Below are 24461 nucleotides of genomic sequence, written 5' to 3' on the forward strand. Positions count from 1 at the left end.
TTGCAAACGTACCTCTGCACCAGAAAGGTTCCCCGCCCATGGAGGCAAAGGCGATCCGGCTCCAGGGCCTGCGAAAGGCGTTCGGTGAGACGACCGCCGTGTCCGGAGTCGATCTGGAGATAGCCGACGGCGAGTTCTTCTCGATGCTCGGCCCGTCCGGCTCGGGCAAGACGACCGTGCTGCGGATGATCGCCGGATTCGAGAGCCCGACCACGGGCCGGATCGAACTGGCCGGCCAGGAGGTCACCGGTCTCGCCCCCTTCGAACGGGACGTCCACACCGTCTTCCAGGACTACGCCCTGTTCCCGCACATGACCGTCGAGGAGAACGTCGCCTACGGCCTCAAGGTCCGCAAGGTGCCCAAGGCGGAGCGCCTGGTCCGGGCCCGCAAGGCGCTCGCCGACGTACGCCTGGAAGGGTTCGGCCGACGCCGTCCGAGCCGGCTCTCCGGAGGCCAGCGCCAGCGCGTCGCCCTCGCCAGGGCCCTGGTCGGACGCCCCCGCGTCCTGCTGCTCGACGAGCCGCTCGGCGCCCTCGACCTCAAGCTGCGCGAACAGATGCAGGTCGAACTCAAGGCGATCCAGCGCGAGGTCGGCATCACCTTCGTGTTCGTCACCCACGACCAGGAGGAGGCCCTGACGATGAGCGACCGCATCGCCGTCTTCCACCAGGGCCGCATCGAGCAGGTCGGCACCCCCGCCGAGATCTACGAACGCCCCGCCACCCCGTTCGTCGCGGGCTTCGTCGGCACCTCCAATCTGCTGGACGGCCAGTCTGCGCAGCAGATCGTCGGCGCCCCGGGCACGTACAGCATCCGGCCCGAGAAGATCCGGGTCCTCAAGGAGTCCGCCGAGGCCGACACGGCCGACGAGCCGGCGTTCTCCACCGCCACCGGCACGGTCGCCGAGGTCGTCTATCTGGGCGACGCCACCCGCTTCCTGGTGGACCTCGACGCGGGCGGCCGTCTCACCGCGCTTCAGCAGAACCTGGAGACCTCCTCCGAGGACGTCGCCGCCCTCCGCGGCACCCGGGTCCGGCTCCAGTGGCACCGCCGCCACGCCTTCCAGGTCCCCGACCCCCGCTGACTTCCACGCTCAGTCCACCGTCACGTATGGAGTACGCCGTGCGCCTCACCCCAACCCTCAAGGCCGCCGCCGCCGTCGCGGTGCTCCTCGCGGCCACCGCCTGCGGATCGTCCGGCAGCGGATCCTCCGCCGCCACCGGCTTCAACCCGCCGGACCTCAAGGCGCAGTCGAAGCTCGGCAAGACCGAGGGGCAGGTCAACCTGATCGCCTGGGCCGGCTACGTCGAGGACGGATCCAACGACCCCAAGGTCGACTGGGTCAGCGACTTCGAGAAGCAGACCGGCTGCCAGGTCAACTCCAAGGTGGCCGCCAGCTCCGACGAGATGGTCAAGCTGATGAAGACCGGCCAGTACGACGCGGTCTCCGCCTCCGGAGACGCCTCGCTGCGCCTCATCGCCTCGGGCGACGCGGCCCCGGTCAACACCGGCCTCGTACCGAACTACAAGGACGTCTTCAGCGGCCTGAAGAAGGGCGCCTGGAACTCCGTCCACGGCCAGATGTACGGCATCCCGCACGGCCGGGGCGCCAACCTCCTGATGTACAACACCCAGAAGGTCACCCCCGCCCCCACGTCCTGGTCCGCGGTCTTCGACGACGCCTCGGCGAACAAGGGCCATGTCACCGCGTACGACTCGCCGATCTACATCGCCGACGCGGCGCTCTATCTGAAGTCGGCCAGGCCCGAGCTGAAGATCAAGGACCCCTACGCGCTCGACCAGAAGCAGTTCGACGCGGCCGTCGCGCTGCTGAAGAAGCAGAACACGAACGTGGGGGAGTACTGGAGCGACTACCTCAAGGAGATCTCCGCCTTCAAGAGCGGCGACTCCGTGGTCGGCACCACCTGGCAGGTCATCGCCAACCTGACGGCCGGCGAGGGCGCCAAGATCAAGGCCTTCGTGCCCAAGGAGGGTTCCACGGGCTGGTCCGACACCTGGATGATCTCCGCCAAGGCCAAGCACCCCAACTGCGCCTACAAGTGGATGGACTGGATCATCTCGCCGAAGGTGAACGCCCAAGTCGCCGAGTACTTCGGTGAGGCGCCCGCCAACGCCCAGGCGTGCCAGTACACCAGCGACAAGTCCTTCTGCGACACCTTCCACGCCACCGACGAGGCCTACTGGAAGAACATCGCGTTCTGGAACACGCCCATCGAGCAGTGCCTCGACGGCCGCACCGACGTCAAGTGCGTCCCGTACGCGAAGTGGGTCCAGGCCTGGACCGAGATCAAGGGCTGATCGAACGATGACCACCACCGCGCAGGCCGCCGGACGCTCCCCCGTCCGGCGGCTCGCCGGGACCCTGCACCGGCGTCCCCGGCTGCGGCTGTCCCTGCTGCTGACCGCCCCCCTGCTCTGGCTGGCGGTGCTCTATCTCGGCTCGCTGGCCGTGCTGTTCGTCTCGGCGTTCTGGACGACGAACTCCTTCACCTCCGAGGTCGTGAAGGTCTGGTCGACCGACAACTTCAACCAGCTGCTCACCCTGCCCGTGTACCGGCAGGTGATCCTGCGCAGCATCGGTGTCGCCCTCGCGGTGACCGTCCTGTGCGCGGTGATCGCCTTCCCGATCGCCTTCTACACGGCCCGGATCGCCCGGCCCGAGCGGCGCCCGCTGCTCGTCGTCGCCATCCTCACGCCGCTGTGGGCGAGTTACCTCGTCAAGGTGTACGCCTGGCGGCTGATCCTCTCCCAAGGCGGCCTAGCCGACTGGGTGTTGAAACCCCTCGGGCTGAGCGGACCCGGGTACGGGCTGGTCGCGGCGGTCATCGCGCTGACCTATCTCTGGCTGCCGTACATGATCCTGCCGATCCACGCGGCGCTGGAGCAACTGCCCGCCAACCTGCTCGACGCGTCGGCGGACTTGGGAGCCGGGGCGGCCCGCACCTTCCGATCGGTCGTGCTGCCGATGGTCCTGCCGTCCGTGGCCGCCGGTTCGGTCTTCACCTTCTCGCTCAGCCTCGGCGACTACATCACCGTGCAGATCGTCGGCGGCAAGACCCAGCTCATCGGCAACGTCGTCTACTCCAACATCGAACTGAACCTGCCCATGGCCGCCGCGCTCGGCACGGTCCCCGTCGTGGTCATCGTGGTGTACCTCCTCGCGATGCGCCGCACGGGCGCCCTGAGCAGTCTCTGAGGAGCCCGCAGTGCAACTCTCCCGTTCCGCGCGCATCGCGCTGCGCGCCGCCGCCGGGCTCGGCTTCGCGTTCATCTACGTGCCGCTCGCGCTCGTCCTGGTCAACTCCTTCAACCGGGACCGCAGCGCCAGTTGGCCGCCGTCCGGGCTCACCTTCCACTGGTGGTCGGTCGCCTGGGAGAACGAGGGTGCCCGTGCGGCGCTGTGGGTCTCGGTCAAGGCCGGTCTCGGCGCCACGGCGATCGCGCTGGTTCTGGGCACGCTGATCGCCTTCGCGGTCGCCCGCCACCGCTTCTTCGGCCGGGACGCCATCTCCTTCGTGGTCGTCGTGCCGATCGCGCTGCCCGGCATCGTCACGGGCATCGCGCTCAACTCGGCGTTCAGCACGGTGCTCGAACCGCTCGGCGTCGGACTCGGTATGTTCACCGTGATCGTGGGCCACGCGACCTTCTGCATCGTCGTCGTCTTCAACAACGTGGTCGCGCGACTGCGCCGTACGTCCGGCACGTACGAGGAAGCCGCGATGGATCTGGGCGCCGACACCTTCCGGGCCTTCGTCGACGTCACCTTCCCGCTGGTGCGCTCGGCGCTGCTGGCCGGCGGACTGCTCGCCTTCGCGCTGTCCTTCGACGAGATCGTCGTGACGACGTTCACGGCCGGGCCCGGCATCGAGACCCTGCCGATCTGGATCTTCAACAACATGACCCGACCCCAGCAGGCACCGGTCGTGAACGTGGTGGCCGCCGTGCTCGTCCTGCTCTCGGTGATCCCGATCTACGCGGCGCAGCGGCTGTCCGCGGACACGGCCACCGAGAGCCGGATCTGACGAGGCCGATGAACTGCAGTTGTCAGAAGACCGGTTGACGCCGGTGCGGGCGACCGGGGTCCGCCGCACACGGACCCCGGCCGCCCTTCGTCGGCAGGTTGAAGGGCCGACTGTCAGCGCTTCGTGGTGCTGTTGAACAGCGAGCGCGACCAGACATAGCCGACCAGACTGATACCGGCGCACCAGGCGAGCGAGATCCAGCCGTTGTCGCCGATCGCCGAGCCGGAGAGCAGGCCGCGCAGCGTCTCGGTCATGGGCGTGAAGGGCTGGTTCTCGGCGAACCAGCGCAGGCCCGGAGACATCGAGCCGGCCGGCACGAACGCGGAGCCGAGGAACGGCAGGAACTGGACCAGCAGCGGCTTGTTGCTCGCGGACTCGACGGTCTTGGAGATCAGGCCGAGCGCCGCCGACAGCCAGGTCACCGCGAACGCGATGGCCGCGAGGAGGCCCGCGGCGGCAAGCCACTCGAGCGGGCTCGCGTCCGAGCGGAAACCGACGGCGAGTGCGAACCCCGCGACCAGGACGATGCTCGCCATGGTCTGGATGACGCTGCCGACGACATGGCCCGTCATGAACGACGAACGGGTGATGTTCATGGTGCGGAAGCGGTTGATGATGCCCTCGGTCATGTCGGAGCAGACCGCGATCGAGGTCGACATCGCCCCGGCCGCCACCCCCATGATGATGATGCCGGGCGTCAGATACTCCAGGTAGGCGTCCCGGCCGCCGCCCATTCCGGCGCCGATCGAGTCCCCGAAGGCGTACACGAACAGCAGCAGCATCAGGATCGGCATCATGGCGGCGCCGAGCGACACGCTCGGATAGCGGAGCGCGTGCTTGAGATTGCGCCGCAGCATCGTCATCGAGTCGTGCACGGCGTAGGTGAGGGTGCTCATCGCAGGGTCTCCTTGACATGAAGCGGGGTGCCGGTGTCGGTCCTGGTGGCGCCGTCGCCGGTCAGGGCGAGGAAAACGTCGTCGAGGTCGGGGGTGTGCACGGAGAAGTCGGCTGCCCTGACGTCGGCGGCGTCGAGCCGGTCGAGCAGGGCGCGCAGCGCGTCGAGACCGCCGTCGCCCGCCACGCGCAGCGCGAGGTCCTCGTCGTCGCGGGCCGCGCCGGGGAAGGCGTCGGCCGCGCGCTCGTACTCGGCGGGCTCGGTGAACCGCAGCCGTACATGACTGCCGGGGATCTGCGCCTTGAGCTCGTCGGCGGTGCCCTCGGCCACGATCCGGCCGCCGTCGAGCACGGCGATCCGGTCGGCCAACTGGTCCGCCTCTTCCAGGTATTGCGTGGTGAGGAAGACGGTGGTGCCGCCCGCGACCAGCGAGCGCACCGTGTCCCACATGGTGCGGCGGCTGCGTGGGTCGAGCCCGGTGGTCGGCTCGTCGAGGAAGATCACCTGGGGGTCGCCGACCAGCGTCATGGCGAGGTCGAGGCGGCGCCGCATACCGCCGGAGAAGGTCGCGGCCCGCTTGTCGGCGACATCCGCGATGTCGAAGCGCTGAAGCAACTCCTTGGTACGGGAGCGTCCTTCGCGCTTGCCGAGGCGCAGCAGGTCGGCCATGAGGAGCAGGTTCTCCTCGGCGGTGAGCAGGTCGTCGAGTGCGGAGAACTGCCCGGTGACGCCGATCGCGGCGCGTACCCCGTCCGGTGAGGTGGCGACGTCGTGGCCCGCGACCTGGGCCTGCCCGCCGTCGGCGGCGATGAGCGTGGACAGGATCTGCACGGTGGTGGTCTTGCCGGCGCCGTTGGGCCCGAGCAGCGCGAACACGGAACCGGCCGGGATACGCAGATCGATGCCGTCGAGCACGGCCTTGTCGCCGTACGACTTGCGCAGACCGATGGCGGAGACGGCGGCGGGCGGGTGCGGATCGTCGCCCAACCTGGGCATGGGCATGACAGAAGAAGGCATGGAGCTCTCCCGTTCGGAGGCTGAGTGAATGAGGGGCCGGAAGAGAAAGGAAAGGGGGCCGGGAGGGAGAAGGCGGGAGCGGGCACGGTGACGGCGCGGGGAAGAGGGAAGGCGGGGGCGGGAACGGTGACGCCGTGGGGACGAGAGGGTTCAGGACTTGGCACGGAGGACGTCGATGTTCCCCCAATTGCTCCGTGCGCGGACCGTGACCGTCCCCTCGGCCCGCTCCGGGGCCTCGGACGCGGCGAGCATGTTGCGTACCTGCCCGCGGTTGGAACTGACGTCGAGCCAGGCGGCGGTGCCCGCACGGATGCCGATCTCGATGGAGCCGTTGGAGGTCTCCAACTGGATCTCGCCGCCGCTGACTTCGGCGACACGAAGATGCCCGTTGGTCGTGGTGCCGGTGACCGATGCCTCGGCGCGTGTGATGTCGATGCCACCGTTGGCGCCGCTGACCCGCAGCTCGCCGGTCACGGTGCCGACGGTCGTGGTGCCGTGCGAGTTCTTCAGGACGGCGGGCCCGTCGACCGTGCCGACGCGCACGTTGCCGGTGCTGCTGGTGATCTCGGCCATGCCCTCGATCCGGTCCACGGTGATCAGGCCGTGCGACGCGGTCAGCTTCAGCGGGCCGGTGGTGTCGAGGCGGACGTCGCCCGCCGAGGTCTTCAGCCGGACCTCGCCGAGCCGGCCCTCGGCGAGGACCTGGGTCCAGGAGCAGGCAATGTCGACCTGCGAGCCCGTGGGCAGGTCGACCGTCACATCGACGGCGCCGCTGGAACCGACCAGGTGGCGTTGCTTCGTCCTGACCGTCAGGACGCCGCTCGCGTACACGACCTCGGTCTGCTCGGCAGCTCGTACGTCCCTGTCCTTCTTCGGGTCGAGGGGCCGCACCTCGACGACCGTGTCGGGGCGGTCGCCCGCGGTGAACCGGATGGAACCCGCGGTCACGTTGCCGGTGACCGAGATCGGTTCGGGAGTGTCGAAAGAAGGCATGGCTGTACCGTCCTCGTGAGTCCTTGAGCCGTCCCCGCAGGTGGGGCTCGGTGTGGGTGAAGTGGTGCGGGTGCGGGCGCGGCTACCGCACCCAGCCCGTGAAGCTCTGTCCGATCGTGCGGGCCTTCTCCGTCGTGCGCGGCCGCGTGCCGCCGTCGACCGCCGCCGACACGGCCCGCACCAGCCACGCGTTGACCGACAGGCCTTCATGGTTCGCGGCCTCCTCGGCGCGCGCCTTGAGGTGGGCCGGCAGGCGCAGATTGACGCGAGCGGTGCCGCCCGCGTCGCCCTCTGCGGGCGCCTGCGTCCTGAAGGGTTCGACGGGCGCCTCGGCCGCATCCGCGGGGCTGCCGTAAGAGGGCGGCAGCGTCACCACGAAGTCGGGGTCCAGCCCGCGCAGCCGTACGTCGACCGAGCCGGGGGCGAGTTCGCGGGTGATCTCGTCCATCGCGGCGGAGAGCACATTGAGCATGGTCAGACGCGTCGCCGACTCCAGGGGAGCGGTGAGCCGCTCGGCCAGCTCACGGGCTTCTTCTCCGCCGGCTTCGGCGGCCACCGCGAGTTCGCGGCGCAAGGTGTCGACATACGGAGTGAGGTCCATGACGGCATGGTGGCACCACTGTGGCGCCATCCGCAAGCCCGCATGGCGCTTTGCGTGAGGCGGTTTCGAGGAAAGTGGCTCTGACCTGCTGGGATATCGGTGACTCGGCGTGAGTCACGATGGCGCCACGGGTGTCCGTACGCCATCTGGGGGCACGGAATGGCGCCGGGTGGCACCGGATGGCACCAGGGGGCGTCATTCGGTGCCACCCGGTGTCACGTGGCGCCACGTCCTGCCCTGTGTGTCGCAAGGGGGCGCTCAGTGCCCGCCTCGCGGGCCGCCGCAGCGCCTGCGTCGCCACTCCTTGGCAGTCTTCGTGGTCTTAGGGTCCCAGAAGGGTGATGTGTGACATAGTACTGACGTGAGCCAGCTCTTTACCTGCGATGTCGTGGTCGTCGGAGCCGGAATGGTGGGCGCCGCCTGCGCCTTGTACGCGGCTCGCGCGGGCCTCGACGTCGCCGTGGTGGACCGCGGCCCGGTGGCCGGCGGCACGACGGGCGCGGGCGAGGGCAATCTGCTCGTCTCCGACAAGGAACCCGGACCCGAACTCGACCTCGCCCTGCTCTCCGGGCGTCTGTGGGCCGACCTCGCCGAGGAACACGCGGGCGCGATCGAGTACGAGGCCAAGGGCGGTGTCGTCGTGGCCTCCACACCCGAGGGCCTGGCCGCGCTGGAGACCTTCGCGGCGGGCCAGCGGGCGGCCGGTGTCCTGGCCGAACCGGTCGCCGCCGATCAACTGCACGATCTGGAACCGTACTTGGCTCCGGGGCTGGCGGGGGCCGTCCGCTATCCGCAGGACACCCAAGTGATGCCCGCCCTGGCCGCCGCGCATCTTCTACGGGCCTCGGGGGCGCGGCTGCTGACCGGGCGCACCGTGACCGAGGTGCTGCGCGGGAGGGACGGCTCGGTCCGCGGTGTGCGCACCGACCAGGGCGATCTGCGCGCACCCGCCGTCGTCAACGCGGCCGGCACCTGGGGGGCCGAGGTGGCGTCTCTGGCGGGTGTCACCCTCCCCGTCCTGCCCCGTCGCGGATTCGTCCTCGTCACCGAGCCGCTGCCGCGCCGGGTGCGCCACAAGGTCTACGCCGCGGACTACGTCGCCGACGTCGCCAGTGATTCGGCCGCCCTCCAGACGTCACCGGTGGTCGAGGGGACCGCGGCCGGCCCGATCCTGATCGGTGCGAGCAGGGAACGGGTCGGCTTCGACCGGTCGTTCTCGCTGCCCGTCGTACGGGAACTGGCGTCTGGCGCCACGCGGCTCTTTCCCTTCCTGTCGCAGGTGCGCGCCCTGCGGACCTACCTCGGGTTCCGGCCCTACCTGCCCGACCATCTGCCAGCCATCGGCCCCGACCCCCGGGCGCCCGGTCTCTTCCACGCCTGCGGGCACGAGGGGGCGGGCATCGGACTGTCCACCGGGACCGGACAGCTCATCGCGCAGGTCCTGGCGGGCCGGACACCCGGCCTCGACCTCGCGCCGTTCCGGCCCGACCGTTTCTCCGAGGAGGCCGCGTGAATCCCCTGGACCTCGTACGGGCCGAGCCCGGCCCCGCGTTCACCGTCACCCTCGACGGCCGGGACATCGAAGTGCTGCCCGGGCGGACCGTCGCCGCCGCGCTGTGGGCCGAAGGTGTCACCTCCTGGCGCACGACCCGTGACGCGGGCCGGCCTCGCGGTGTCTTCTGCGGCATCGGCGTCTGCTTCGACTGTCTCGTCACCGTCAACGACCGTCCCAACCAGCGGGCCTGTCTGGTTCCGCTGGCGCCGGGCGACGCGATCCGCACCCAGGAAGGCACCGGCCACGATGACTGACGGACGCCACCTCGCGGTGATCGGCGCGGGCCCGGCCGGTCTCGCCGCCTCCCTCGCCGCGGCGGCCCGCGGCATCCACGTGACACTGATCGACTCGGCAGCGGCGGCGGGCGGGCAGTTCTACCGTCGGCCCGCGAGCGGTCTTGGTGCCCGGCGGCCCCGGGCACTGCACCACCAGTGGCACACCTGGGAACGGCTGGAGCAGGGGCTCGCCGGGCACCTGGAAGCGGGCACCGTCGAACACTTGACGGACCATCATGTGTGGCTGGTCGAACGGACCGAAGCGACGTTCGCCGGTGCCGGTGCCGGTGCCGGCACGGGTGCTGGTGCTGGTGCTGGCTGCGGTGCTGGGTCCGGGGCCGGGGCCGCCCGTCACGGCACGTCCGCCGAGCACGCGCACACCGTCCCCGTCGCACGGCCCGGATTCACCGTCCACGCCCTCCTCGGACCCCTCCAGGAGCGCTCCGTCGCCGTGCGCGCGGACGCCGTGCTCCTCGCCACCGGTGGGTACGAGAAGGTGCTGCCCTTCCCCGGCTGGACCCTGCCCGGAGTCGTGACCGCGGGCGGAGCCCAGGCCATGCTCAAGGGCGGACTCGTCGTGCCGGGTCGGACGGCCGTCGTCGCGGGAACCGGACCGCTCCTGCTGCCCGTGGCGACCGGACTGGCCGCCGCCGGGGTCGAGGTCGCCGCGCTGGTGGAGTCCGCCGATACGAAGGGGTTCATCCGCGGGGCGGGGGCGCTGGCGGCTCAGCCCGGCAAGCTTGTCGAGGGAGCCCGGTACGCGGCACAACTCCTGCGCCACCGCGTGCCGTTCATGACTCTGCACACCGTCGTCGAAGCCCATGGCGAAGAGCGGCTCGAAGCCGTCACCGTCGCGGCGCTCGACCCCGACGGTCGGGTACGGCCCGGATCCGGGCGCCGCATCCCCTGCGACACGCTCGCCGTCGGCCACGGGATGATCCCGCACACCGATCTCGCCGAAGCGCTCGGCTGCCGTATCGACGGGTCGAGGGTCGCCGTGGACGACGAGCAGCGAACCGACGTGCCCGGTATCTGGGCCGCGGGTGAGACCACCGGCATCGGCGGCGCCGCGCTCTCCCTGGCCGAGGGACACCTCGCGGGCCGGTCGGCCGCCGCCCGGCTCTCGGGCGCCGAACCCGACCAGCGCGCGGCCGCCCGAGCCGTCAGATCCCGTACGAGAATGCGGTCGTTCTCCGCCGCGCTGGACGCGGTGTACACGCCACCCGCGCACTGGACGGACCAGGTGACCGACGACACCGTCGTGTGCCGCTGCGAGGAGGTCACGGGCGGCCGCATCCGCGAGGCCGTCGCCGACCTCGGGGCGGGCGACGTGCGGACGGTCAAACTGCTCACCCGCGCCGGGATGGGGTGGTGCCAGGGCCGGATGTGCGAACCCGCGGTCGCCGGACTCGCCGGCTGCGAACAGGCGTCCGCGCGACGGTTGTTGGCGCGCCCGGTACCGCTCGGTGTGCTCGCCCGCGCCGGTACGGACGACGACCGGCCGCCTTGCCCGGGCCCTCCTCCCACCCGGAGGTGACCCGCGTCCACCCGCCCCGACGCGGGTGCCACAGTAAAATGTCACACCCTATTGAGAGGGGATGTACCTCATGACCGTCACCCCCGACAGCCGCCCCTGGCGCGGAGTCCTCGTCGCCACCGCGCTCCCGCTGAACGACGACCTCTCCGTGGACTACGACCGGTACGCCGAGCACTGTGCCTGGCTCGTCGAGAACGGCTGCGACGGCGTCGTACCGAACGGTTCACTCGGCGAGTACCAGGTGCTCACGCCCCAGGAGCGCGCCAAGGTCGTGGACACCGCCGTCGCCGCGATCGGCGGGTCCCGGGTGATGCCCGGCGTCGCCGCGTACGGCTCCGCCGAGGCCCGCCGCTGGGCCGAACAGGCGAGGGACGCGGGCTGCGGCGCCGTGATGCTGCTGCCGCCCAACGCCTACCGCGCGGACGAGCGTTCCGTCCTCGCCCACTACGAAGAGGTCTCCCGGGCGGGCGTCCCGGTCGTCGCGTACAACAACCCGATCGACACCAAGGTCGACCTGGTGCCCGAACTCCTGGCGAAGCTGCACGCCGCCGGATTCATCCAGGGTGTCAAGGAGTTCTCCGGCGATGTGCGCCGCGCCTACCGCATCGCCGAACTCGCCCCGGAACTCGACTTGTTGATCGGCGCCGACGACGTCCTGCTCGAACTCGCCGTCGCGGGGGCCAAGGGCTGGGTGGCCGGCTACCCGAACGCGCTGCCCCGTGCGAGCGTCGAGCTCTACCGCGCGGCAGTCGCCGGTGACCTCGACACCGCGGGCACGCTCTACCGCCGACTGCACCCGCTGCTGCGCTGGGACTCCCAGGTCGAGTTCGTCCAGGCCATCAAGCTGTCCATGGACATCGTCGGCCGCCACGGCGGTCCGGTCCGGCCGCCGCGCGTCCCGCTGCTGCCCGAGCAGGAGGCCGCCGTACGCCTGGCCACGGACCGGGCCGTGGCCGCCGGTCTCGCCTGAGCCGGCACCGGCCTCCACGCCGCCCGCCGACACCGCTCAGCCGCCCGCCGACAGCACCAAGGAGTCCCATGCGCAGCAAACTCGTCCTGCACGCCGTCGACTCGCACACCGAGGGCATGCCCACCCGGGTGATCACCGGCGGGATCGGCACGGTCCCGGGCGCGACCATGAACGAGCGGCGGCTGTACTTCCGCGAGCACCGCGACGACATCAAGCAGCTCCTGATGAACGAGCCGCGCGGCCACGCGGCCATGAGCGGTGCCATCCTCCAGCCGCCCACCCGCCCGGACTGCGACTACGGCGTGATCTACATCGAGGTGTCGGGCTATCTCCCGATGTGCGGCCACGGCACCATCGGCGTCGCGACGGTGCTGGTGGAGACCGGCATGGTCGAGGTCGTCGAGCCCGTGACCACGATCCGGCTCGACACCCCGGCGGGTCTCGTGGTCGCCGAGGTCGCCGTCGAGGACGGCGCGGCCAAGGCGGTCACGCTCAAGAACGTGCCGTCCTTCGCCGTCGGCCTCGACCGCTCGGCCACGCTCGCCGACGGGCGCACGGTGACGTACGACCTGGCCTACGGCGGGAACTTCTACGCGATCCTGCCGCTGGAGCAGTTCGGCCTGCCCTTCGACCGCTCCCGCAAGGACGAGATCCTCGCGGCGGGACTGGCGCTGATGGACGCGGTCAACGCCGAGGGCGAGCCCGTGCACCCCGAGGACCCGTCCATCCGCGGCTGCCACCACGTCCACCTGTACGCGCCCGGGGCGACGGCCCGCTTCTCGCGGCACGCGATGGCGATCCACCCCGGCTGGTTCGACCGCTCACCCTGCGGTACGGGCACCAGCGCGCGCATGGCCCAGCTGCACGCCCGTGGTGAACTCCCGCTGGACACCGAGTTCGTGAACGAGTCCTTCATCGGGACCCGGTTCACCGGACGGCTGCTCGGCACCACCGAGGTCGCCGGAATGCCCGCCGTGCTGCCCAGCTTCACGGGACGCGCCTGGATCACGGGGACGGCCCAGTACCTGCTCGACCCTTCGGACCCGTTCCCGGCCGGGTTCGTCCTGTGAGCGGCCCGGCTCCGCGACGTAGATACTGGTGGTCCGAGTAACACGTGATATGGCACAAGGCCGGTGCGGCAGGACGACGACGCACCGGTCCGTACGACCCGTACGAGGAGACCCCGATGGCCGACCGGCGCAGCAGCTCACCCTCCGCCGCTCCCGACCTGCCCACGCTGGGCGGCAGGCGGAGCAGCTATCGCGAGCGTGTGGCCGACGCACTGCGCGCCGCGCTGATCGCGGGCGAGCTGCGGCCCGGCGAGGTCTACTCGGCGCCCACGCTGGCGGCCCGTTTCGGTGTCTCGGCGACTCCGGTCCGCGAGGCCATGCTCGACCTGGCCAAGGAGGGGCTGGTCGACACGGTCCCCAACAAGGGGTTCCGCGTCACGGCGGTCTCCGAGAAGCAGCTCGACGAATACACCCACATCCGCTCGCTCATCGAGATCCCCACCGTCGTGCGGCTGGCCACCACGGCGGACCCCGTCTCGCTGGAGGCGCTGCGGCCCGCCGCCCGGGAGATCGTGACCGCGGCGGCCGCCGGTGACCTCATCGCCTACGTGGAGGCGGACATCCGCTTCCACCTCGGCCTGCTGGCCCTCGCCGGCAACGCCCATCTGGTCGAGGTCGTCGGCGACCTGCGCAAGCGCTCGCGCCTGTACGGGCTCGACGCCCTGGCCGAGGCGGGCCGTCTGGAGGCCTCGGCCAGGGAGCACCTGGAACTCCTCGACGCCCTTGTCGAGCGCGACGAGCGCGCCGTGCACGCGGTGATGACGCGTCATCTGGGCCATGTCCGCGGTCTGTGGGCGGCCCCCTGAGGCGTCGGCCGGGGTGAGCGTGAAGCGGCTGAATTTTTACGCAAGCGACTTGCATTTCTTGCGCTATTCTTGCGCTCATGACGCGACGACTTGCTCAGGTGGCGAAGAAGGTCGGGGTCAGCGAGGCCACGGTCAGCCGGGTACTCAACGGCAAGCCCGGAGTCTCCGACTCCACCAGGCAGGCGGTCCTCTCCGCCCTCGACGTCCTCGGCTACGAGCGGCCGACCCAGCTGCGCGGCGAACGCGCGCGGCTCGTCGGGCTCGTCCTGCCCGAGCTGCAGAACCCGATCTTCCCGGCCTTCGCCGAAGTGATCGGCGGGGCGCTCGCCCAGCTCGGCCTCACTCCCGTGCTGTGCACCCAGACCAAGGGCGGCGTCTCCGAGGCCGACTACGTCGAGCTGCTGCTCCAGCAGCAGGTCTCCGGCGTGGTGTTCGCCGGCGGTCTGTACGCACAGGCCGACGCGCCGCACGACCACTACCGCCAGCTCGCGGACCGCAAAATTCCGGTGGTGCTGGTCAACGCGGCCATCGAGCACCTCGGCTTCCCCTGCGTCTCCTGCGACGACGCCGTCGCCGTCGAACAGGCCTGGCGTCATCTCGACTCGCTCGGCCACGAGCGGATCGGGCTCGTCCTCGGCCCCGGCGACCACATGCCCTCGGGCCGCAAGCTCGCGGCGGCCCGCGCCCTCTCGCCGGGGCTCCCCGACGAGCACGTGGCGCGGGCGATGTTCTCGCTGGAGGGCGGTCAGGCCGCGGCCACCCGGCTGCTCGACCAGGGGGTCACCGGCATCATCTGCGCCAGCGACCCGCTCGCGCTCGGTGCCGTACGGGCCGCTCGCCGCAAGGGGCTCAGCGTCCCCGGCGAGATCTCCGTCGTCGGGTACGACGACTCGGCGTTCATGAACTGCACCGAACCCCCGCTGACCACGGTCCGCCAGCCGATCGAGGCCATGGGGCGTGCCGCGGTGGAACTGCTGAGCGCGCAGATCGGCGGCAGCAGTGTGACCGCCGAAGAGCTGTTGTTCGAACCGGAGTTGGTGGTGCGCGGGTCGACCGCGCAGGCGCCCCGCGGCTGAGTGGCTCGGCCGCGGTGTGCGGCCGAGTGCCCGGCTGAGGTGTGCGGCTGAGACGCGCGGCCGAGGTGCGCGGTTGAGACACCCGCGACCGAGGCCGGTGGTCGAGGCCGGTTGCCGAGGTCGGCGGTCGTGGTCTGCAACCACCTGCCACGCCACCCTCAATCGCTGTCAAATAATTACAGATTCTGCGCGACATCTTGCGGACAGATGTCGGCGGTGCTTGAGTGTGCGGCGCCAGAACACGGCGGCACGCCCGCCGTGGGCCTTCCCCGCTCCAGCCCGAAGGGGTCCACCAATGAGAAGTACCGGGTTCCGCCGTACCTTCGTCATGCTCATGGCGTCCTCCGTCGCGCTCACCGCCGCCGCCTGCGGTTCGAGCGGCGACGACGCGGCCAACGGAAAGACCCGCATCACGGTCAACTGTGAGCCGCCGAAGAGCGCCAAGGTCGACCGTTCGTTCTTCGACGCCGACATCAAGGCGTTCGAGAAGGCCAACCCGGGCATCGACGTCGTCGCACACGACGCGTTCCCGTGTCAGGACCCCAAGACCTTCGACGCCAAACTGGCCGGCGGTCAGATGGAGGACGTGTTCTACACGTACTTCACCGACGCCAAGCACGTCGTCGACGTCAACCAGGCCGCTGACATCACGAGTTACGTCAAGGACCTCAAGAGCTACAGCACCATCCAGCAGCAGCTGCGCGACATCTACACCGTGGACGGCAAGATCTACGGCGTCCCTCGCACCGGCTACTCGATGGGCCTCATCTACAACAAGAAGCTCTTCCAGCAGGCCGGCCTCGACCCGAACAGGCCCCCGGCCACCTGGGAGGAACTGCGCGCGGACGCAAAGAAGATAGCCGCGCTGGGCAAGGGCACGGTCGGTTACGCCGACTACAGCGCCCAGAACCAGGGCGGTTGGCACTTCACCGCCGAGCTCTACTCACAGGGCGGGAACGTCGTCGCCGAGGACGGCAAGACGGCGACCGTCGACACCCCCGAGGGCAAGGCGGTCCTGCAGAACCTGAAGGACATGCGCTGGGGCGACAACTCCATGGGCAGCAAGCAGCTGTTGGTCATCAACGACGTCCAGCAGATGATGGGCTCCGGCAAGCTCGGCATGTACCTCTCCGCGCCCGACAACATCCCGATCCTCGTCAAGGAGAAGGGCGGCAACTACAACGACCTCGCCCTCGCGCCCATGCCCGGCGGCAAGGGCACGCTCATCGGCGGCGACGGCTACATGTTCAACAAGAAGGACACCCCGGAGCAGATCAAGGCCGGCCTCAAGTGGCTCGACCACATGTTCCTGACGCCCGGATCCGGCTTCCTCGGCGACTACGCCCGCGCCAAGCAGAACAACGCCCCGGTCGGCCTGCCCGAGCCGCGTCTGTTCACCGGTGCCGCGGACGCCAAGGACCAGCAGGTCAAGAAGGCCAACGCCAATGTGCCCGTGGACAATTACCAGGCCTTCCTCGACGGCAACCAGAGCCTGCAGATGAAGATCGAGCCCCCGCAGGCCCAGCAGATCTACTCCGTCCTCGACGCCGCGGTGTCCGCCGTCCTCACCAAGAAGGACGCCGACATCGACCAGCTCCTCAAGGACGCCTCCGGCAAGATCGACTCCATCCTGGCCCGAGGCTGACACCGTTCTTGACTTCCTCCCCCGCCTAAAGGCGGGGGGTTCCAGCGGTCGCCCGCTGGGGTTCCTGCTTCATCGACGAATGCCCCGTCCGGGAGGACTCCCGTTGAGGTCTTACACCGTCTCCACAGGCAGACACGGCCAGCCCGGCCGCGAGAATGTTCTTCGCCGCGTTCACGTCGCGGTCGTGCACCGTGCCGCACTCGCACGTCCATGCTCGGACGTTCAGCGGCAGTGTCGCCCGGATCGTGCCGCAGGCCCCGCACAGCTTGCTGGACGGGGACCAGCGGTCGACCACGACGAGGTCGCGCCCGTACCAGGCGCACTTGTACTCCAGCATCGTTCGCAGCTCACGCCAGGCCGCGTCCGAGACGGCTCGGGAGAGCCCGCGGTTCTTGACCATGTTGCGGACGGCCAGGTCCTCGATCACGACCGTTTGATTCTCACGGACGAGACGAGTGGTCAGCTTGTGCAGGAAGTCGCGGCGCCGGTCGGCGATCCGGGCGTGGATTCTGGCGACCTTCCGCCGTGCCTTGGCCCGGTTCGCGCCGTCGCCCCCGGCCTTGCGGGACAGCTCCCGCTGGGCCTTCGCCAGACGGACGCGGTCACGGCGCTCGTGCCGGGGGTTGGTGACCTTCTCCCCGGTGGACAGGGTCACCAGCGAGGTGATCCCCGCGTCGATGCCGACAGCGGCCGTGGTGGCCGGTGCCGGGGTGATCGCGTCGTCGCACAGCAGCGACACGAACCAGCGTCCGGCCGCGTCCTGGGACACGGTCACCGTGGACGGCTGTACGCCTTCGGGGAGCGGCCTGGACCACACGATGTCCAGGGGCTCGCGCATCCTGGCGAGGGTGAGCTTGCCGTCGCGGTAGCGGAACGCCGAGCTGGTGTACTCGGCACAGCGGCGGGACTTCTTGCGCGACTTGAATCGCGGGTACTTCGCCCGTCCCTCGAAAAAGCTGGTGAACGCGCCTTGCAGGTGCCGCAGGCACTGCTGCAGCGGCACCGAGGACACCTCGGTGAGGTAGGCGAGGTCCTCGGTCTTCTTCCACGCGGTGAGCATCGCCGAGGTCGCGTTGTAGTTGACCCTCTCCCGCCGCTGGTACCACGCGGTGGTACGGGCCTGGAGGGCCAGGTTGTAGACCTTGCGCACGCATCCGAAGGTGCGCGACAGCTCCGCCGCCTGCGCATCCGTCGGATGGAAGCGGTACCTGAACGCCCGCTTCACGTGAGTGGCCATGACTCACAAACTATCACAACAGATTGTGACCATTTGCGGGCTGTCGGTGATGAGCGGCGATCCGCCCCGGCGGCGAATCGTCTTCCCCTGCCCTGCTCCGCAGGCAATCCGATTCCTCTCCGGCCTGAAGGCCGGGGTTTCCCCGAAGGTCTTCGATGAAGACCGCATCGAAGCCCCCCGCAGCGCTCCCTCCGGCCGCCCTCGGCGTGCCGGAGGTGCCGCGGTCGGCCGGGCGCCGGGCCGGGGGATCGTGGCGCCGGCGCCTGGCCGACCAATCACGTGCGTACGCCTTTCTGATCGGCGGTCTGCTCTGCTTCGCCTTGTTCTCCTGGTACCCGGCGATCCGCGCGATCGTGATCGCCTTCCAGAAGTACACGCCGGGCAGCGGCGGGGAGTGGGTCGGCACCGCCAACTTCACCCGGGTCTTCCACGACCCGGAGTTCACCGCCGCCTGGCGCAACACCCTCACCTTCACGCTGCTCGCCCTGCTCATCGGCTTCGCCGTTCCCTTCGTGATGGCGCTGGTGCTCAATGAACTGCGGCACGCGAAGGCCTTCTTCAGAGTCGTGGTCTATCTGCCGGTGATGATCCCGCCGGTGGTCAGCGCCCTGCTGTGGAAGTGGTTCTACGACCCCGGAGCGGGCCTCGCCAACGAGACGCTGCGCGCTCTGCACCTGCCGACCTCGAACTGGTCCAACGGCGCCGACACCGCCCTCGTCTCGCTGGTCATCGTCGCCACCTGGGCCAACCTCGGCGGCACCGTCCTCATCTACCTCGCCGCGCTCCAGAGCATTCCCGGCGAGCTGTACGAGGCGGCCGAGCTGGACGGTGCGAACATCCTGCAGCGGATCCGGCATGTGACGATCCCTCAGACCCGCTTCATCATCCTCATGCTGATGCTGCTTCAGATCATCGCCACCATGCAGGTCTTCACCGAGCCGTTCGTCATCACCGGCGGCGGCCCCGAGGACAAGACCGTCACGGTGCTCTACCTGATCTACAAGTACGCCTTCCTCTACAACGACTTCGGAGGGGCCTGCGCGTTGAGCGTCGTGCTGCTCGTCCTGCTCGGCGTCTTCTCCGCGCTGTACCTGCGGCTGACCCGCTCGGAAGGGGAGGACGCATGAGCACCCGCACCCTGGTCTCCCCGCTCGCCCTGGCCCGCCCGCGCGGCAGAGCCGTCTACTGGACCGTCTTCGGCGGTGTCGTCCTGCTCTTCGCGCTGGCCTTCCTCTTCCCCGTCTACTGGATGGTGACCGGCGCCATGAAGTCGCCGGACGAGGTGACGCGCACCCCGCCGACCCTCGTACCGGACCACTGGCACCTCGGCGGCTACACCGACGCGTGGGACCTGATGGACCTGCCCACCCACCTGTGGAACACCGTTGTCCAGGCGACGGGTGCCTGGCTGCTCCAGCTCGTCTTCTGCACGGCCGCCGCCTACGCCCTGTCCAAACTGAAGCCGGCCTTCGGCAAGGTGATCCTCGGCGGCATCCTCGCCACCCTGATGGTCCCCGCGCAGGCCCTGGTGGTCCCCAAGTACCTGACCGTCGCCGACCTGCCCGTCCTCCACACCAGCCTGCTCAACTCCCCGCTCGGGATCTGGCTGCCCGCCGTCGCCAACGCCTTCAACCTCTATCTCCTCAAGCGCTTCTTCGACCAGATCCCGCGCGATGTCCTGGAGGCCGCCGAGATCGACGGCGCCGGACGGCTGCGCACCCTGTGGTCGATCGTGCTGCCGATGTCCCGGCCCGTCCTCGGAGTCGTGTCGATCTTCGCCCTGGTCGCCGTCTGGCAGGACTTCCTCTGGCCGCTGATGGTCTTCTCGGACACCGACAAGCAGCCCATCAGCGTGGCCCTCGTCCAGCTGTCGCAGAACATCCAACTGACCGTGCTCATCGCCGCGATGGTGATCGCCAGCATCCCCATGGTCGTGATGTTCCTGGTGTTCCAGCGGCACATCATCGCCGGGATCAGCGCGGGCAGCACCAAGGGCTGACGCCTGTACGTGACCTCCTCGAACGAAAGGCTACGCACCGTGGGACAGCCCCGCCCTGCCCGAAATCAGTCCGAGTGGTGGCGCTCCGCCGTCATCTACCAGGTGTACGTCCGCAGCTTCGCGGACGGCGACGGCGACGGCACCGGCGACCTCGCGGGCGTCCGCGCCAGACTCCCGTACCTCGCCGAACTCGGCGTGGACGCCCTGTGGTTCAACCCCTGGTATCTCTCACCCCTGGCCGACGGCGGCTACGACGTCGCCGACTACCGCGCCATCGATCCGGCCTTCGGGACCCTCGCCGAGGCGGAGAAACTCATCGGCGAGGCCCGCGAACTGGGCATCCGCACCCTGGTCGACATCGTGCCGAACCACGTCTCCGACCAGCACCCCTGGTTCCGGGCGGCCCTGGCCGGCGGCCCGGAGCGCGACCTCTTCCACTTCCGCCCCGGACGCGGCGAATATGGTGAACTCCCGCCCAACGACTGGCCGTCCCAGTTCGCCGGCTCCGCCGAACCGGTGTGGACCCGGCTGCCCGACGGCGACTGGTACCTCCACCTCTTCACCCCCGAGCAGCCCGACCTCAACTGGGCGCACCCGGCCGTCCGCCAGGAGCACGAGGACATCCTGCGCTTCTGGTTCGAGCGCGGAGTGGCGGGCGTGCGCATCGACTCGGCGGCCCTGCTCGCCAAGGACCCCGACCTGCCCGACTTCGTCGAGGGCCGCGACCCGAACCCGTACGTCGACCGTGACGAGCTCCATGACATCTACCGCTCCTGGCGGGCGGTCGCCGACGCCTACGACGGCATCTTCGTCGGCGAGGTCTGGCTCCCCGACTCCGAGCGCTTCGCCCGCTATCTGCGCCCCGACGAACTGCACACCGCCTTCAACTTCTCCTTCCTGTCCTGCCCCTGGGACGCCGGACGGCTGCGCACCTCCATCGACGAGACCCTCGCCGAGCACGCCCCCGTCGGGGCCCCCGCCACCTGGGTGCTGTGCAACCACGACGTGACCCGCACGGTCACCCGCTACGGCCGCACGGACACCGGCTTCGACTTCACCGCCAAGGCCTTCGGCACCCCCACCGACCTGGCGCTCGGCACCCGCCGGGCCCGCGCCGCAGCCCTGCTCTCGCTCGCCCTGCCCGGCTCGGTGTACGTCTACCAGGGCGAAGAACTCGGTCTGCCCGAGGTGGAGTTGCCGCTCGACAGCATCCAGGACCCGATGCACTTCCGCTCCGGGGGCGCGGACCCGGGCCGCGACGGCTGCCGGGTCCCGCTGCCCTGGGCCGCCGAGGCCCCGTACGCCGGATTCGGCGGTGACCCCTGGCTGCCGCAGCCCGCCGGCTGGCCCGCGTACGCCGCCGACCGCCAGGTGGAGGACCCCACCTCGATGCTGAGCCTCTACCGTGCCGCGCTCCGCATCCGCCGGACCGAACCGGGCTTCGGTGACGGCCCGCTCAGCTGGCTGTCCGCACCGGAGGGCGTCCTCGCCTTCGCCCGCACGGACGGTCTGCTCTGTGTCGTCAATCTGGCCGACGGCTCGGTCGAGCTCCCGGAGCACTCCCGACTCCTGTGTGGCAGCGGCCCGTTGGACGCCGACGGGTTCCTTCCGCCGGACACGGCGGTCTGGCTGCGCGCCTGAGGCCGCCGGACCGCACAGCGCTGTCCCCAGACCCCCACCATGAAGGGATCAGCACATGCACAGCACCAGAACTGTCAGGCGCATGCCATTGGCGTGCGCCGCGGCCGTCGCCCTCGCCGCTGGCATGCTCAGCGCCTCCACCGCCCACGCCGCGGTGGCGGCCGCGGGGGCGACCCTGCCCTTCACCTCGGTCGAGGCCGAGTCCGCCACCACCACGGGCACCAGGATCGGCCCGGACTACACGCAGGGCACCCTCGCCTCGGAAGCCTCCGGACGACAGGCCGTACGCCTCTCGGCGGGCCGGCGTGTCGAGTTCACGGCGCCCCGCGCGGCCAACGCGGTGAATGTCTCCTACAGCGTCGCCGACGGCCAGTCGGGCACCCTCGACGTGTACGTCAACGGCACGAAGATCTCCAAGACGCTCGCCGTCACCTCCAAGTACTCCTACGTGGACACGTCCTGGATCGCCGGCGCCAAGCAGCACCACTTCTTCGACAACGCACGTCTGTTGCTCGGCCAGAACGTACAGGCGGGCGACAAGATCGCCTTGCAGGCCACCTCCACCCAGGCGACCCTCGACGTCGCCGACTTCGAGCAGGTCGGCGCTGCCGCGGCCCGCCCCGCCGGCTCGGTGTCCGTCACCGACAAGGGAGCGGACCCCAGCGGCCAGGGCGACTCCACCCAGGCCTTCCGGGACGCGATCTCCGCCGCCCAGGGCGGCGTGGTGTGGATTCCGCCGGGCGACTACCGCGTGACGTCCTCGCTGAACGGCGTCCAGAACGTGACGCTGCAGGGCGCCGGCAGCTGGTACTCCGTCGTCCACACCTCGCGTTTCATCGACCAGAGCAGCTCCTCGGGCGGTGTCCACCTCAAGGACTTCGCCGTCATCGGCGAGGTCACCGAACGCGTCGACTCCAACCCCGACAACTTCGTCAACGGCGCGCTGGGACCCGGCAGTTCGGTCTCCGGGATGTGGCTCCAGCACCTCAAGGTCGGCCTGTGGCTGACCGGCAACAACGACAACCTCGTGGTCGAGAACAACCGCATCCTCGACACCACCGCCGACGGCCTCAACCTCCACGGCAACGCGCACGGCGTCCGCGTGAGCAACAACTTCCTGCGCAACCAGGGCGACGACTCGCTCGCCATGTGGTCGCTGAACGCCCCTGACACCAACTCCAGCTTCGAGAACAACACCATCTCGCAGCCGAACCTCGCCAACGGCATCGCGGTCTACGGCGGCACGGACATCAGCGTCAGGAACAACCTGATCTCCGACACCAACGCCCTCGGCAGCGGCCTGGCCATCTCCAACCAGAAGTTCCTCGACCCCTTCTCCCCGCTGGCCGGCACGATCACCGTCGACGGCAACACCCTGGTCCGCACCGGAGCGATCAACCCGAACTGGAACCACCCGATGGGTGCCCTGCGGGTCGACTCCTACGACAGCTCGATCAACGCCACCGTCAACATCACCAACACCACGATCACCGACAGCCCGTACAGCGCCTTCGAGTTCGTCTCCGGCGGCGGCCACGGGTACCCCACGGGCAACATCAACGTGACCGGTGCGACCGTCAAGAACACCGGCACGGTCGTCGTCCAGGCCGAGACACAGGGCTCGGCGAGGTTCAGCAACGTCCAGGCCATCGGCGTGGGCTCGGCGGGTATTTACAACTGTCCCTACCCGGCCGGTTCGGGCACCTTCACCGTCAACGACGGCGGCGGCAACTCCGGCTGGAGCAGCACCTGGTCGGACTGCTCGGCCTGGCCGCAGCCCGGCCAGGGCAACCCGCCCCCGGACCCGAACGCCAACCTCGCGAAGGGCCGCCCGGCCACCGCCACCGGCTCCCAGGACGTCTACACCCCGGGCAAGGCCGTCGACGGCGACGCGAACAGCTACTGGGAGTCCACCAACAACGCCTTCCCGCAGGCCATCACGGTGGACCTCGGCTCCTCGCAGGCGGTCCGCCGGCTCGTCCTGAAGCTCCCGCCGTCGTCGGCCTGGGGCGCGCGCACCCAGACCCTGTCGGTGCTGGGCAGCACCGACGGCTCGTCCTATGCGACGGTGGTCGGCTCGCAGGGCTACCGATTCGACCCGGCGACCGGCAACACGGTGACGATCGCGCTGCTGGCCGGCACGGGCCTGCGCTACCTCCGGCTGAACGTCACCGCCAACACCGGCTGGCCGGCCGGTCAGTTCAGCGAGGTGGAGGCGTATCTGTCCTCGTGACCGACTCCCCGCGGTTCGCCGCCTGGATCTGCTCGTACACATGGGTCCGCAACTCGGCGAAGCGCGGGGCGACCCGGGTGTGCAACTGGTCCCGCTCCTCGGGAAGATCGACCTTCAGCTGCTCCTGTACGACAGTGGGGGAGGCCGAGAGGATCAGAACCCGCTCGCCCAGATAGACGGCCTCGTCGATGTCGTGGGTCACGAACAGGATGGTGATCCCGCGCTGCCGCCACAGCCGACGCACCAGATCCTCCAGATCGGCGCGGGTCTGCGCGTCGACCGCCGCGAACGGCTCGTCCATGAGCAGGACTTCGGGTTCGTACGCCAGGGCCCGCGCGATGGCGACCCGCTGCTGCATCCCGCCGGACAGCTGCCACGGATAGGCTCCCGCGGCATCGGCCAGGCCGACCGAATCGAGTGCGTCGACGACCAGCTCCCGCCGTCGGGCCCTGCTCAGATTCTTCTGCTTCAGAGGGAGTTCGACGTTCGCGCCGACCCGAATCCAGGGGAACAGACTGCGCCCGTACTCCTGGAACACGAAGGCCATGCCGGGCGGCGGGCCGCTCACCCGCCGGCCCCCGAGCAGCACCTCACCCGCCGTCGGGGTCAGCAGGCCACCCACGCATTTCAGCAGCGTGGCCTTGCCGCAGCCCGACGGGCCGACCAGACAGACGAGTTCACCCGCGTCCACCGTGAAGGTGAGATCGCGGACCGCCTCCACCCGGCGCCCTGACCCCTCGTAGACCTTCCGCAGGCCGGATACGACCAAAGACGCGTGCATGGACCGCCCTTTCGCGAGCGTCACGGGGACCGCCAGGTCCTTCGCCGACGTGATGGCGCTGCCCTTCTTGACCGTGATGGCGCCGA

General features: G+C 69.9%; 22 protein-coding genes. 16 read left to right on the plus strand and 6 right to left on the minus strand.

The features are described from left to right. The first annotated feature begins 38 nt into the window (after positions 1-38). From ACZ4N5_RS08050 to ACZ4N5_RS08065, 4 genes are read left to right on the plus strand one after another with little or no spacing between them, the layout of a single operon-like run. The gene (locus ACZ4N5_RS08050; protein WP_467756246.1) at positions 39-1085 is read left to right on the plus strand and encodes an ABC transporter ATP-binding protein; all 1047 of its coding nucleotides are present in this window, start codon (positions 39-41) and stop codon (positions 1083-1085) included. A gap of 26 nt (positions 1086-1111) precedes the next feature. Then, complete coding sequence (locus ACZ4N5_RS08055) at positions 1112-2320, plus strand: ABC transporter substrate-binding protein (RefSeq protein WP_467756247.1); 1209 nt, start codon at positions 1112-1114, stop codon at positions 2318-2320. Positions 2321-2327: 7 nt separating this feature from the next. After that, the gene (locus ACZ4N5_RS08060) at positions 2328-3218 is read left to right on the plus strand and encodes an ABC transporter permease (protein ID WP_467756248.1); all 891 of its coding nucleotides are present in this window, start codon (positions 2328-2330) and stop codon (positions 3216-3218) included. A 10-nt stretch (positions 3219-3228) separates the two neighbouring features. Beyond that, positions 3229-4044, plus strand: a complete 816-nt coding sequence (locus ACZ4N5_RS08065) for an ABC transporter permease (RefSeq protein ID WP_467756249.1) — start codon at positions 3229-3231, stop codon at positions 4042-4044. Between the two features lie 113 nt (positions 4045-4157). Here the strand turns inward: ACZ4N5_RS08065 and ACZ4N5_RS08070 are convergent, their stop codons facing one another. The 4 genes from ACZ4N5_RS08070 to ACZ4N5_RS08085 form a co-directional block, all read right to left on the minus strand. Then, complete coding sequence (locus ACZ4N5_RS08070) at positions 4158-4940, minus strand: ABC transporter permease (RefSeq protein WP_467756250.1); 783 nt, start codon at positions 4938-4940, stop codon at positions 4158-4160. Then, the gene (locus ACZ4N5_RS08075; protein WP_467756251.1) at positions 4937-5956 is read right to left on the minus strand and encodes an ATP-binding cassette domain-containing protein; all 1020 of its coding nucleotides are present in this window, start codon (positions 5954-5956) and stop codon (positions 4937-4939) included. Before ACZ4N5_RS08075 ends, ACZ4N5_RS08070 begins: the two co-directional genes overlap by 4 nt. A 150-nt stretch (positions 5957-6106) precedes the next feature. After that, on the minus strand, positions 6107-6949 hold the full coding sequence (locus ACZ4N5_RS08080; RefSeq protein ID WP_467756252.1) for a DUF4097 family beta strand repeat-containing protein: 843 nt from the start codon (positions 6947-6949) through the stop codon (positions 6107-6109). Positions 6950-7031: 82 nt separating this feature from the next. Continuing rightward, positions 7032-7550, minus strand: a complete 519-nt coding sequence (locus ACZ4N5_RS08085) for a toxin-antitoxin system HicB family antitoxin (RefSeq protein WP_467756253.1) — start codon at positions 7548-7550, stop codon at positions 7032-7034. Between the two features lie 361 nt (positions 7551-7911). Here ACZ4N5_RS08085 and ACZ4N5_RS08090 point away from each other — a divergent pair, with 361 nt between their 5' ends. From ACZ4N5_RS08090 to ACZ4N5_RS08125, 8 genes are all read left to right on the plus strand, one after another. Continuing rightward, the gene (locus ACZ4N5_RS08090; RefSeq protein ID WP_467756254.1) at positions 7912-9063 is read left to right on the plus strand and encodes an NAD(P)/FAD-dependent oxidoreductase; all 1152 of its coding nucleotides are present in this window, start codon (positions 7912-7914) and stop codon (positions 9061-9063) included. Then, complete coding sequence (locus ACZ4N5_RS08095; RefSeq protein WP_467756255.1) at positions 9060-9359, plus strand: (2Fe-2S)-binding protein; 300 nt, start codon at positions 9060-9062, stop codon at positions 9357-9359. The genes ACZ4N5_RS08090 and ACZ4N5_RS08095 overlap by 4 nt, the downstream gene beginning before the upstream one ends. After that, positions 9352-10917, plus strand: a complete 1566-nt coding sequence (locus ACZ4N5_RS08100) for an FAD-dependent oxidoreductase (RefSeq protein ID WP_467756256.1) — start codon at positions 9352-9354, stop codon at positions 10915-10917. The genes ACZ4N5_RS08095 and ACZ4N5_RS08100 overlap by 8 nt, the downstream gene beginning before the upstream one ends. 70 nt (positions 10918-10987) lie before the next feature. After that, the gene (locus ACZ4N5_RS08105) at positions 10988-11887 is read left to right on the plus strand and encodes a dihydrodipicolinate synthase family protein (RefSeq protein ID WP_467756257.1); all 900 of its coding nucleotides are present in this window, start codon (positions 10988-10990) and stop codon (positions 11885-11887) included. Positions 11888-11955: 68 nt separating this feature from the next. Continuing rightward, on the plus strand, positions 11956-12957 hold the full coding sequence (locus tag ACZ4N5_RS08110) for a proline racemase family protein (protein WP_467756258.1): 1002 nt from the start codon (positions 11956-11958) through the stop codon (positions 12955-12957). 116 nt (positions 12958-13073) lie between these two features. Continuing rightward, entirely contained in the window at positions 13074-13763 is a 690-nt protein-coding gene (locus tag ACZ4N5_RS08115) for a GntR family transcriptional regulator (RefSeq protein ID WP_467756323.1), read from the plus strand. A gap of 77 nt (positions 13764-13840) precedes the next feature. After that, positions 13841-14839 (plus strand): LacI family DNA-binding transcriptional regulator, encoded by a 999-nt coding sequence (locus ACZ4N5_RS08120; protein WP_467756259.1) that lies wholly within the window; start codon positions 13841-13843, stop codon positions 14837-14839. Between the two features lie 295 nt (positions 14840-15134). After that, entirely contained in the window at positions 15135-16484 is a 1350-nt protein-coding gene (locus tag ACZ4N5_RS08125) for an ABC transporter substrate-binding protein (RefSeq protein WP_467756260.1), read from the plus strand. Positions 16485-16509: 25 nt separating this feature from the next. On the opposite strand, the gene ACZ4N5_RS08130 is transcribed toward ACZ4N5_RS08125, so the two are convergent. After that, positions 16510-17721 (minus strand): RNA-guided endonuclease InsQ/TnpB family protein, encoded by a 1212-nt coding sequence (locus ACZ4N5_RS08130; protein WP_467756261.1) that lies wholly within the window; start codon positions 17719-17721, stop codon positions 16510-16512. Positions 17722-17876: 155 nt separating this feature from the next. Between ACZ4N5_RS08130 and ACZ4N5_RS08135 the strand changes: the two genes are divergently transcribed. Genes ACZ4N5_RS08135 through ACZ4N5_RS08150 form a run of 4 tightly spaced genes read left to right on the plus strand, consistent with a single transcriptional unit; the run spans position 17877 to position 23594 of the window. Beyond that, positions 17877-18848, plus strand: a complete 972-nt coding sequence (locus ACZ4N5_RS08135; RefSeq protein WP_467756262.1) for a carbohydrate ABC transporter permease — start codon at positions 17877-17879, stop codon at positions 18846-18848. Next, positions 18845-19720, plus strand: coding sequence for a carbohydrate ABC transporter permease (locus tag ACZ4N5_RS08140; protein WP_467756263.1), 876 nt, complete (start codon positions 18845-18847; stop codon positions 19718-19720). The genes ACZ4N5_RS08135 and ACZ4N5_RS08140 overlap by 4 nt, the downstream gene beginning before the upstream one ends. A gap of 39 nt (positions 19721-19759) precedes the next feature. Next, a complete protein-coding gene (locus tag ACZ4N5_RS08145; protein ID WP_467756264.1) occupies positions 19760-21361 on the plus strand; it encodes a glycoside hydrolase family 13 protein in 1602 nt (533 codons plus the stop codon). A gap of 55 nt (positions 21362-21416) precedes the next feature. Continuing rightward, positions 21417-23594: a discoidin domain-containing protein gene (locus ACZ4N5_RS08150; protein WP_467756265.1), complete on the plus strand. Its 2178-nt coding sequence runs from the start codon at positions 21417-21419 to the stop codon at positions 23592-23594. Here the strand turns inward: ACZ4N5_RS08150 and ACZ4N5_RS08155 are convergent. Further along, complete coding sequence (locus ACZ4N5_RS08155; RefSeq protein WP_467756324.1) at positions 23563-24375, minus strand: ABC transporter ATP-binding protein; 813 nt, start codon at positions 24373-24375, stop codon at positions 23563-23565. The genes ACZ4N5_RS08150 and ACZ4N5_RS08155 overlap by 32 nt on opposite strands. Between the last annotated feature and the right edge of the window lie 86 nt (positions 24376-24461).

The sequence above is a fragment of the Streptomyces sp. NPDC026500 genome (assembly GCF_055567635.1).

What these genes read in the sequence shown, in the direction of transcription:
- ACZ4N5_RS08050 (WP_467756246.1), top strand. Translation starts at nt 39, where the DNA reads ATGGAGGCAAAGGCGATCCGGCTCCAGGGCCTGCGAAAGGCGTTCGGT.
- ACZ4N5_RS08055 (WP_467756247.1), top strand. Translation starts at nt 1,112, where the DNA reads ATGGAGTACGCCGTGCGCCTCACCCCAACCCTCAAGGCCGCCGCCGCC.
- ACZ4N5_RS08060 (WP_467756248.1), top strand. Translation starts at nt 2,328, where the DNA reads ATGACCACCACCGCGCAGGCCGCCGGACGCTCCCCCGTCCGGCGGCTC.
- ACZ4N5_RS08070 (WP_467756250.1), bottom strand. Translation starts at nt 4,940, where the DNA reads ATGAGCACCCTCACCTACGCCGTGCACGACTCGATGACGATGCTGCGG.
- ACZ4N5_RS08075 (WP_467756251.1), bottom strand. Translation starts at nt 5,956, where the DNA reads ATGCCTTCTTCTGTCATGCCCATGCCCAGGTTGGGCGACGATCCGCAC.
- ACZ4N5_RS08080 (WP_467756252.1), bottom strand. Translation starts at nt 6,949, where the DNA reads ATGCCTTCTTTCGACACTCCCGAACCGATCTCGGTCACCGGCAACGTG.
- ACZ4N5_RS08085 (WP_467756253.1), bottom strand. Translation starts at nt 7,550, where the DNA reads ATGGACCTCACTCCGTATGTCGACACCTTGCGCCGCGAACTCGCGGTG.
- ACZ4N5_RS08100 (WP_467756256.1), top strand. Translation starts at nt 9,352, where the DNA reads ATGACTGACGGACGCCACCTCGCGGTGATCGGCGCGGGCCCGGCCGGT.
- ACZ4N5_RS08105 (WP_467756257.1), top strand. Translation starts at nt 10,988, where the DNA reads ATGACCGTCACCCCCGACAGCCGCCCCTGGCGCGGAGTCCTCGTCGCC.
- ACZ4N5_RS08110 (WP_467756258.1), top strand. Translation starts at nt 11,956, where the DNA reads ATGCGCAGCAAACTCGTCCTGCACGCCGTCGACTCGCACACCGAGGGC.
- ACZ4N5_RS08115 (WP_467756323.1), top strand. Translation starts at nt 13,074, where the DNA reads ATGGCCGACCGGCGCAGCAGCTCACCCTCCGCCGCTCCCGACCTGCCC.
- ACZ4N5_RS08120 (WP_467756259.1), top strand. Translation starts at nt 13,841, where the DNA reads ATGACGCGACGACTTGCTCAGGTGGCGAAGAAGGTCGGGGTCAGCGAG.
- ACZ4N5_RS08125 (WP_467756260.1), top strand. Translation starts at nt 15,135, where the DNA reads ATGAGAAGTACCGGGTTCCGCCGTACCTTCGTCATGCTCATGGCGTCC.
- ACZ4N5_RS08130 (WP_467756261.1), bottom strand. Translation starts at nt 17,721, where the DNA reads ATGGCCACTCACGTGAAGCGGGCGTTCAGGTACCGCTTCCATCCGACG.
- ACZ4N5_RS08135 (WP_467756262.1), top strand. Translation starts at nt 17,877, where the DNA reads ATGAAGACCGCATCGAAGCCCCCCGCAGCGCTCCCTCCGGCCGCCCTC.
- ACZ4N5_RS08140 (WP_467756263.1), top strand. Translation starts at nt 18,845, where the DNA reads ATGAGCACCCGCACCCTGGTCTCCCCGCTCGCCCTGGCCCGCCCGCGC.
- ACZ4N5_RS08150 (WP_467756265.1), top strand. Translation starts at nt 21,417, where the DNA reads ATGCACAGCACCAGAACTGTCAGGCGCATGCCATTGGCGTGCGCCGCG.
- ACZ4N5_RS08155 (WP_467756324.1), bottom strand. Translation starts at nt 24,375, where the DNA reads ATGCACGCGTCTTTGGTCGTATCCGGCCTGCGGAAGGTCTACGAGGGG.